This is a genomic window from Marinibacterium profundimaris (assembly GCF_002210095.1).
In the GTDB taxonomy this organism is placed as follows: domain Bacteria; phylum Pseudomonadota; class Alphaproteobacteria; order Rhodobacterales; family Rhodobacteraceae; genus Marinibacterium; species Marinibacterium profundimaris.
Genome location: NZ_AQQR01000015.1, coordinates 85,505 through 94,619 on the forward strand (window position 1 = coordinate 85,505; position 9,115 = coordinate 94,619).

At 61.7% G+C, this 9,115-nt stretch carries 10 protein-coding genes; 8 read left to right on the plus strand and 2 right to left on the minus strand.

Annotated elements, in window-relative coordinates; translation table 11 throughout:
• Nucleotides 1-146 precede the first annotated feature (146 nt).
• Nucleotides 147-1,079 carry a hypothetical protein gene (locus ATO3_RS28595; RefSeq protein ID WP_143747331.1) on the minus strand — a complete coding sequence of 311 codons (933 nt, stop codon included), beginning with the start codon at nt 1,077-1,079 and terminating at the stop codon, nt 147-149.
• Nucleotides 1,080-1,519: 440 nt separating this feature from the next.
• Between ATO3_RS28595 and ATO3_RS22305 the strand changes: the two genes are divergently transcribed.
• The 8 genes from ATO3_RS22305 to ATO3_RS22340 all read left to right on the plus strand — a co-directional run bounded on the left by ATO3_RS22305 (nt 1,520) and on the right by ATO3_RS22340 (nt 7,703).
• On the plus strand, nt 1,520-2,017 hold the full coding sequence (locus ATO3_RS22305) for a hypothetical protein (RefSeq protein ID WP_088652119.1): 498 nt from the start codon (nt 1,520-1,522) through the stop codon (nt 2,015-2,017).
• 55 nt (nt 2,018-2,072) lie between these two features.
• Nucleotides 2,073-2,513, plus strand: a complete 441-nt coding sequence (locus ATO3_RS22310) for a hypothetical protein (protein ID WP_088652120.1) — start codon at nt 2,073-2,075, stop codon at nt 2,511-2,513.
• 188 nt (nt 2,514-2,701) lie between these two features.
• The gene (locus ATO3_RS22315) at nt 2,702-2,893 is read left to right on the plus strand and encodes a hypothetical protein (RefSeq protein WP_088652121.1); all 192 of its coding nucleotides are present in this window, start codon (nt 2,702-2,704) and stop codon (nt 2,891-2,893) included.
• A gap of 49 nt (nt 2,894-2,942) precedes the next feature.
• On the plus strand, nt 2,943-4,658 hold the full coding sequence (locus tag ATO3_RS22320; protein ID WP_143747332.1) for a recombinase family protein: 1,716 nt from the start codon (nt 2,943-2,945) through the stop codon (nt 4,656-4,658).
• A 276-nt stretch (nt 4,659-4,934) separates the two neighbouring features.
• Nucleotides 4,935-5,321 carry a hypothetical protein gene (locus ATO3_RS22325; RefSeq protein ID WP_143747333.1) on the plus strand — a complete coding sequence of 129 codons (387 nt, stop codon included), beginning with the start codon at nt 4,935-4,937 and terminating at the stop codon, nt 5,319-5,321.
• Nucleotides 5,321-6,151 (plus strand): class I SAM-dependent methyltransferase, encoded by an 831-nt coding sequence (locus ATO3_RS22330; RefSeq protein WP_088652123.1) that lies wholly within the window; start codon nt 5,321-5,323, stop codon nt 6,149-6,151. Before ATO3_RS22325 ends, ATO3_RS22330 begins: the two co-directional genes overlap by 1 nt.
• Nucleotides 6,148-6,852: a gamma-glutamylcyclotransferase gene (locus tag ATO3_RS22335; RefSeq protein WP_198963341.1), complete on the plus strand. Its 705-nt coding sequence runs from the start codon at nt 6,148-6,150 to the stop codon at nt 6,850-6,852. Before ATO3_RS22330 ends, ATO3_RS22335 begins: the two co-directional genes overlap by 4 nt.
• Before the next feature lie 221 nt (nt 6,853-7,073).
• Nucleotides 7,074-7,703, plus strand: a complete 630-nt coding sequence (locus tag ATO3_RS22340; RefSeq protein ID WP_158218043.1) for a gamma-glutamylcyclotransferase — start codon at nt 7,074-7,076, stop codon at nt 7,701-7,703.
• Between the two features lie 50 nt (nt 7,704-7,753).
• On the opposite strand, the gene ATO3_RS22345 is transcribed toward ATO3_RS22340, so the two are convergent.
• Nucleotides 7,754-8,845: an IS630 family transposase gene (locus ATO3_RS22345; RefSeq protein ID WP_088652125.1), complete on the minus strand. Its 1,092-nt coding sequence runs from the start codon at nt 8,843-8,845 to the stop codon at nt 7,754-7,756.
• Nucleotides 8,846-9,115: the final 270 nt, after the last annotated feature.

Here is a 9,115-nt window from a genome sequence, read left to right on the forward strand (position 1 = left end):
ATGGGTGTGCCACGTGTTATCTGCCGAGAAATCGGCATTTTCGCTGTAAACATGAAGGCGACGGGTCACTTCGCCAGAGGACAAAACCAAATAGTAAAAGCCAAGCGGGTGAACGCGAAAACTCCGAATGTGACGCTTTTCAACTTTCATTTGTAGCGGTGATCCTTCGGCTTGATTATAGAGAATATCTCCTCACGATACTCTCTGACTCTATCTTCTGGGAAGCCAAAGCTGAGAAGCGCTTCTACGGGAATGTCTTCATCGCCGGCACGGTGCTTTTTCCACTGGTAGGCGGACAAATCAACTGTCCGAGATAGCTCCACCTCACTGATAATCATTGAGCGAAACATTTCAAAAAATTGGCTCTGTCTTGAAAATTTTAGCGCATATAGAGACTTGTCGTCTTCGGTAAGGATTGCACCTCGATCCGACATATCTATTCGGAATGATGGTATGAAGTTTGATAAGCAAACTCGAACTTTGAGGTTTCGATTGTTCGCGGCAGCCAAGGCACATGCCGCAGAGGTGGCGACTGCATTCTTGAATAGCTTGTCTTTCCCGTCATTCTCCCCCAGAATACCTACCATATCTTCATAGACCTCGGACAGATTTTTTATTTGAGGGTCAGGCAGCAGAATAGTGACATCTATGGTTTTCCGAGCCTTTCGCGCGTTGTCACTCAACCGTTGAAGCGTTTCGGCCCGGAAGTATGTCGCTGATCTCGCCCAAAGAAAGTAGAACGCCGTATCTTCAGGCAGTTCCTTTATCTCATCGGATATATCCCCAGGTCGCAGCGTTTCGATCTCCGGTCTCTCGATATCCTCTCGGATAAAATAAATATATGCGCCGTAGACAACCAGAACAGTTAGAGCTGCGGAAAAGAGGTTGGATGACACGGACCGAATGAAATTTGACCATGTATTCTCCGGCTCCAACAGAGATGCAGACCAATAGGAAAGAGCTGTAACAGCGGCCAGAATGATAAACGTCCAAATGAACCGCCTGCGGGCGGATCGTGAGCCAAGATCGTTTAACACATTAAGGCTGATATATTTACTTGCGCGCGGCTTCGAGGGCATTTGCCATCCTGTTTATGTCCCAAATACAACTGATAAGGTGTGCCGTGTGCTACTGCAACTGCGCCGTCTTCTAGTGCGAGGCCGTGGATGTTTTCCTTGGGTGTATCCTGAATAAATCAACCAGTTTGCGCTGTAGACAGTCGCATCGGCAGCCTTGGGCTGTATGACGCAGCGCGCTACTCTGGTAAGGTCGTCGGCTTTGGGCCGTTTCACGACACTTTTGTGGTGCCGTTCGTGGCGCGCATGCCTCTTCTTCTGCGTCCGGCTGTGGCTCTCCGATCCTCCATGGGCAGATTTTGCCCAGAGGGCCCCCCCTCTCGGCGCTCTCCCGATTTGGCTGTGGTTCAGCCGCGCGGTCTTTGTGACGCGCAGCTGAACCACCGCCTTGAGTAGATAGGCTTTCCCGCTGGCGTCGTTTTCCCACGCCACAGGAGGCCCTCATGTATCATCATCCCCAGCCTTTCACGCCGGTTGCGACAAGCGCGGATTTGCTGCGCGGCGACGTCGTGCTGTTCCGCTTTCCTCTCGCCAAAGAGGATGACGAAGCCGGCGCGCCGAAGCGCCGTCCCTGCCTGGTGCTCGACACGCTGGCCAAGGGCGACGATCGCTTCGTCGAGATCGCCTACGGCACCTCCGCCGATACGCGCGCGAACCGCGGCTACGAGGTCATCGTAAAGCAACCCTCCGCGCGGGAGACAGCCGGGCTGTCGAAGCCCACGCGGTTCGTCTGCGCACGGCGCATCATCGTGCACGTGAACCACAGCGGCTTCCATGGCCGGACCAAGGGCCCGCAGATCATCGGCCGCCTGGACGAAGCCCTTCTGGAGCGGATGAACGCTATCCGGGCGCGCATCCAGGCCGAAGCCGACATTGCCGCCTACTACCGCGAAGAACAGCGGCGGGAAGAGCAGGCGCGCGAAGACCGCGGTTTCCAATAGGGAACCGCGCTCTCGCCGCTGCTCCTCCCCTCTCGATCAACACAAGGAAAGACCAATGGATATGCCATTCAAATCCGCCTCCGAGATCACCGCCATGGCTGCCTCGTGCTTCCCGCTGGCGCGGGCCGCTGCCACCGGGATCGACCAGGATGTGCTCGACCTCGTAGCGCCGAAGCCGAAGCAGGAGGCGAAGAAGCTCGCCGCGCTGCTGCGGGCCGGCAAGATCTTCGACAAGGGCATTCTGGCGATGCTCCACGAGCTGGTCGGCGTTCTCGACGCCGAGATCGCCGAGGGCACCTACGTCGAGACGCGCTACGACCACAGCCCGGAGAACGTCTCCGACTACAAGACCTGGGGCCAGGAACGGCTCACGCCGGAGGCTGACCGCCTCTCGAACGCCCTCGCCGTGGTCATCGAGCTCTACGCCACCCTCTCGGCGGTGCACGACATCCTGCGCGCCGAGAAAGCCCTGGAGGGGCTGCGCGCAGCAGCCTGAGGAAACACGCGGGCCGGAACACCCGCGTCAGGGCGCGCCGACGAACCTTCTGCTGCTACAGATGTCGGCGCGCCCGCCAAATGAGAAGCCCGTGCAGGTCCTGCCTGCACGGGCTCGTCAATCACACCCGAGGGCGCTGCTCTCGCCAGTCTGTCGGTTTTCGGTGTCCACAGCCGAAGGAGAAGCGCATGGCCCTCGCGAACCTGATCGACCTCATCGCCGAAGTTGCCGCCAAGCGGACTGCCCGGGAGGGCAACACGAAGGCGGACACTCCGGACGCGGTAGTCGCGTTGTGCCGGTGGATTCGGGCCGATTTATGGAACGCCCGTCATATTTTCATCCGGATTTCCGTGTTTGGACTGAGACTGGACAGCGCGTGACGAATGCGTCAGCTTCTGTCGCCCGGCCGCCCCCTGTTGAAGGTTTCGAATGATCCAATCCGCCAAGCCCGTCCGCGTCGCCATCTACGCGCGATATTCCAGCGATCTGCAGAACCCGACCTCGATCGAGGACCAGGTGCGGCTCTGCCGTCAGCACGCGGCGCGACAGGATGGCTGGACCGTGGTGCAGGTCTTCGAAGACGTGGCGATCAGCGGCGCGATGGCGGGCCGCCCGGGCTTCAAGGCTCTGCAGGCCTTCATCTCGGAGGGTGGCTGCGACATCGTCCTCTTCGAGCATCTCGACCGGCTGGCGCGCGACCTCGAGCAGCTGATGATGTTCTACAAGAAGGCCAACTACGCCGATGTCGAGATGCATCAGCTGCACCGCGGAAAGCTCGGGATCTTCGATATCGGGATCCTCGGGACCTTCGCACAGCTGTTCCTGGAAGAGCTTTCGCACAAGACCCGTCGCGGCCTCGTCGGCCGCGTCGAGGCCGGCAAGAACACCGGCGGGCGGGCCTACGGCTATCGCTCGGAGGTTCTCCCGCCCCGGGGCGGAAAGTCGGACGGCAGCATCATGCAGATCGACCCGGAAGAGGCTGCGATCGTGCGCCGTATCTTCGAGGAATATGCCGCCGGCAAGTCGCCTCGACAGATCGCGGCCGACCTCAACGCGTCCGCCGTCCCTGCCCCACGGGGACGCGGCGCTGGCAGCGGTCACTGGAAGGCCAACACGATCTACGGACACCGCGCACGCGGCACCGGAATCCTCAACAACGAACTCTACATCGGGCGGCACGTCTGGAACCGGCAGCGCTATTCCAAGCATCCCGAGACCGGTCGCCGGGTCTCCAAGCCCAACCCACCCGAAGAATGGCTCACCACCGAGAAGCCAGAACTGCGGATCATCGACGAGGACTTGTGGGACAAGGTCAAGGCACGCCAGGACCTGATCGACAACTCCCGCACCCGGGCCGAAGCTGACGGCAAGACCGGTGCCGGAGCGGCACAGAGCGCGCGACGGCGGAAGTATCTTCTCTCGGGGCTTCTGACCTGCGGTCAGTGCGGCGGCAATCTCACCGTGGCCGGCAAAGGCACTCGGAGGCGCTACTACTGCGCCAATGCCAAGGAGAAGGGCGCGGCCGTCTGCACCGGCATGCCCGGCATCTCGGAGGCCGACGCCGCAGAGACGATCCTCGGCGGCCTGCGCGAAGGGCTGATGCAGGAGGAGGCCTACGAACAGTTTCGCTCAAGCTATATCGCCAGGAAGCGCGCGGAGGAGCAGGAAAGCGGGAAAGTGCTCCAGCGACACGACGCCCGGATCCGGGAGGTCCAGAAGACCCACTACAAACTGATGGCTGCAGTAGAGAACGGCGACTATTCATCCCCGGTCATCAAGCGCCTGAACGCGGTCGACGCTGAACTTTCCGCGCTACAAGCAGAACGCGACACGCTCGTCCCTGCGCCGATCGAGCTTCCAACGGATCTGCCCGCGCTCTACCGGTCCCATGTTGAGGATCTGGTGGGAACGCTCATGGACGAAGCCGTGGCGGGCCCGGCGGCTGACGAGTTGCATACGCTGGTCGAGACGGTGGTCGTCTCGTGGGACGAGGATGCGGAGCTACACACGCTGGAGATCCGCGGCAAGCTGTTGGAACTGTTGAGTTTTTCGGACAGCAAAAAGGCCGCTACCCTTTCGGGTGCGGCCTGTTCGCTAAAACTGGTTGCGGGAGTAGGATTTGAACCTACGACCTTCAGGTTATGAGAAGCGTCGCATTTCTGCGAAGTTGCGCGAAAACTGAGATCACGGCAACGCATTGTTTTAAGGGTGTTTTCTACCCTCAGACCTTCAGGGCCAAAACCTGAAGGGGTGGAAAGCGTTGCGGTTTCTGAAGACGGGACGCCGCTCGGAGGCTGGGCATCACAAGGTTTCCATTGTCAAAGGGCGAGAAGAGGCGCAACGCTTCCAAGACTGTCTGACCACGCACGCTTCCGCGTGACCAGCGGCCGCCTTCTTTGAAAGGAGTGCAGGCTCGTGAAGATGGATCGCCTCTACGTACTCGCAGGGTTTCTCTGGCTCGTCGCCGGCATGATCTTCGGGATCTATCTCGGCATCACCGACCAGTTGCAGTTCGCCAACTCGCATGCGCACGCAAACCTACTGGGGTTCGTGCTCTCCGTGCTTTTCGGTTTGCTCTACCGCAACTGGCCCGCGCTCCTGTCCAGCAGGCTGGCCTGGCCGCAGTTCGCGCTCTTCCAGATCGGTGCGCTGGTCCTTGTTGCCGGGAAGTTCGACATCGACCGCGGCGGCGGCGGAGCGCTTGCGCCGCCGGGATCCGTTCTCGTGGTCCTGGGCACACTGCTGATGTTCTGGATGTTCTCGACGACAGGGGCAGAAATCCAGACGGTCAAGAAGAGGGCCGTCTAATGTCGGCCCGCGTTCAGGAACACTACGCCTCGGCGGACATCGTGGAGCGTATCCTCGCCGCAGTTCCGTGGGCGGCGACGGATGGCAAGCCGCTCGCGGCCGAGCAACTCTTTCCCTTCGACCAGCTGCACGGTCGGGAACTCCTTGCGACGCGGGACCACGCGGCGAAGCTGAACCCAGCGAGGGGTGCCCATCTCCTCGACGTGGGGTCCGGCATCGGCGGGCCGGCGCGGTACTTCGCGAGCGTCTTCGGATGCCGTGTGACCGGGATCGACCTGACTCCCCAGTTCGTCGTGGCGGCCACCGAACTGACGCGTCTCGCGGAACTGGCGGATGAGGTGGATTTCATCGAGGCAGATGCGGCGAACATGCCTTTCGGCGCGGGCATCTTCGACCACGCCTATTGCTTCTACGTGGGCATGAACCTTCCCGACAGACCGGCGGTCCTGCGCGAATGCATCCGGGTCCTGAAGCCGGGGGCCACGTTGCTCTGGACCGAGGTCACCTCGAACGCGGGCGAGCCGCAGTATCCCCTGCCATGGGCGCGGGACGCGGCAGGAAGCCACGTCGACGCCAGCGAAGAGCTGATCGGTCACTTCCGAGACGCGGGGTTTGACGTGCTATCGGTCGACGACGAGACCGATGCGCATGTGGAGCTCGCGCGGCGCATGAAGGCGGCCGGAGCTGCTCCTTTGACGGGCCAGCACCAGGCGAACGAAGTGCTGCTCGGCCCCGATTTCGTCGAGCGTCGGATCAACTACATCCGAAGTCTGGCCGACGGCGCGTTGGCGAGCACCGTCATCCGCGCGAAAAGGGCGGGCCTTCCATGAAGCCGATGGCAGGTGGCCAGAGAGAGCTGTCGCTCACCCCTGCGCATGTCGCACTCGTTCATCGGGACATGACGGATGAGGGGCAACCTCCCGGCCTTCAGCCACAGACGGACGAGGACTACGCGGACTGGGTCTCCCGCATACTCGCCTCGCATCCTGCACCAGACAGGCCGACGCAGTTGTTCGCCTATGGATCCCTGATCTGGAGGCCCGAGATCGAGCATTTGGGGGAGCAGGGCGGTATCCTGCGAGGCTGGCGCCGGTCATTCTGCCTGCGGCAGTGGCGGTTCCGCGGATCACCGGAGTACCCCGGCCTCATGATGTCGCTCGATCGTGGCGGGAGGTGCCAGGGCGTCCTGTTCCAGTTGCCGGACGAAGATCTGGAGACGCAGTTCAACACGCTCTTCCGGCGCGAGTTCACGATCAAGCCGAATACCAACATCCCTCGCTGGCTCAACGTGCAGACCGATGATGGCCCCATGCCGGCACTCGTCTTCGTGATGAATCGCCGAGCGCCTCAGTATGCCGGCGACCTGACACCGGAAGAGATCGCCGATGTGCTGTCGAGAAGCTGCGGCCACCTCGGTACGGGGGCGGAGTACCTTCTTAACACGGTGATGCAACTCGAGGCGCGCGGGATGCATGACCCCGGCCTCTGGCGCCTGCAGGAACTGGTCGCGGCCCGGATCGGGCCGGTCTGATCGGGCCTCGCGGAGGAGGTCAGGCTCATGCCGAAGTCAGCGAGCGCGTGGGGAGGCGCGGTTACCATGCGCGGAAGAAGAGAGGGCGTTTGCGCATGACGCAGAATGTGCGTCTACGTAGGCTCTCGCTGACGGAAGAGCATGTCAGGCGCGCTCACCGGGTGGTCGAGAAACCGGCCCAGCCCACTTCACCCCATCTCACCCCGCTGACGGAGTCCGAGATGTCGGAACTCGCCGCTCGGCTTGCCAGCGACTGTGAGGGAGAACCCTTGTGGGTGTTCGTGTATGGCTCGCTTCTCTGGAAACCCGCGTTCGATCATGTGGAGAGGCGGCGTGCAGTGGTCCACGGGTGGCGGCGCGCGTTTTGCCTCAACATCAGAAACTACCGCGCGACACCAGATGCACCTGGTCTCATGCTGGCCCTGGCGCGTGGGGGTTCGTGCCTCGGGGCCGTCTTCCGTTTGCCCGATGATGATCGCGAAGCACGGATCCTGACGCTCCTGCGGCGCGAGATCTCCTATCTGGTAGACCTTCCATCTTTGCGCTGGGTGAGCGCGAGGTCGTCTACTGGGGCCGTTCGCGCACTGGCCTTCTATTGCGCACACTCCGCCGACGACGACTTCATCTATCTTCCCGAGGAGGAACAGGCCCGGCGCCTTGCCACCGCCGTGGGGCACGCTGGGAGCTGCGCCGACTACCTCTACAACACGGTCGTCCACTTCGAAGAGATGGGCATCCGGGATTCGTATCTCTGGAGAATGCAGTCGCTGGTCGCAAAGGAAATTGACCTCGCCTTTCCCTGTGAGGGGCCCAACGTTCCGTTCTTGCCAGACGGCGACGCCCCGGCTTGAGTCGCTGCCTGATGCGGGCTCGGAACCTAGTGTTCCGAGTCTGACGCTTGCTACCTGTTTCCGCGGATTTCATCGAGGGCATTCAGCGCGCGGCGCTCGCGGGCGAGGATGTCCTCTGCCGACTTGGTCCAAGTGAAGGGCTTCGGGTTGGCGTTATGCTGCAGGAGGTAGTCGTAGATGGCGGCCTCGAGGTCGCCGACGCTGGTGTAACTGCCGCGCCGAATGCGCCGTGACGTGATCTCGGCGAAGAACCGTTCGACCATGTTCAGCCATGACGCGCTGGTCGGCGTGAAATGCAGTTTGAAGCGCGGGTGCTTCGAAAGCCAGGCCGTCACCTCGGGTATCTTGTGGGTCGCGTAGTTGTCGAGCACCAGGTGCACCTCGCGCGACTTCGGCACATGCCGGTCGATGCGGCGCAGGAACTTCAGGAATTCCCTGGCCCGATGGCGCGGCAGGCACTCGCCGATCACCTTGCCGGATTTGACGTCGAGCGCCGCGAACAGCGTTGTCGTGCCATGGCGCTTGTAATCGTGGGTCAGCGTGGCGGCGCGACCCCTCTTCAGCGGCAGCCCCGGCTGGGTCCGGTCAAGCGCCTGGATCTGGGATTTTTCATCGACGCAGAGCACCACCGCGCGCTCCGGCGGGTCGAGGTAGAGCCCGACGATGTCGGTGACCTTCTCCTCGAACATCGGATCGTTCGAGACCTTGAAGGATTTCGTCAGATGCGGCTTCAGCCTGGCGTCCGCCCATATCCTTCCCACGCTCGACGGCGAGATGCCGACCGCCTCGGCCATGATCGAGCGGCTCCAGTGGGTCGCGTTCGGAGGGTTCTCCCTCACCGTCTTGGCGATCACCTTCATGCGTGTCTCCCGCGGTAGCGGCGGGACCCGAGAGGGGCGGGTCTTGTCGCGCTTCAGGCCGTCCAAGCCCTCATCGAGGTATCGTTCCTGCCAGCGCCAGACGGTGGGCTTCGACGTATGCGCGCGCCGCATGATCTCGCCCGTGCCGTGACCATCCGCCGTCTCCAGAACGATCTTCGCCCGCCAGACGAGCTTGCGCGGCGTGTTCCGGTCGGCGATCAGGGATTGGAGTTCGGCTCGGTCAGCGGGGCTCAGGTAAAGGCAGATGTCATCGCGTCTCATGCCCCGACACTGACACGTCGGCCTGATGCTTGGAATCCTCCGTCAGGTGGGGAACACTAGCGCGTGACCTGGCGTCGAGCGTGTCCAGCCGCGGGGAAGCAGGCACGGATTTACGAAGCGATATGAAGGACTTCGGCCCTTCTTGCTTCCACAGTGCTTCCACGGGCGTTTGAAACGAAAACGCCGCCCCAGAGGGCGGCGGTTAAGCATTTGAAAACGCAAATTATTTTGGTTGCGGGGAGAGGATTTGAACCTCTGACCTTCAGGTTA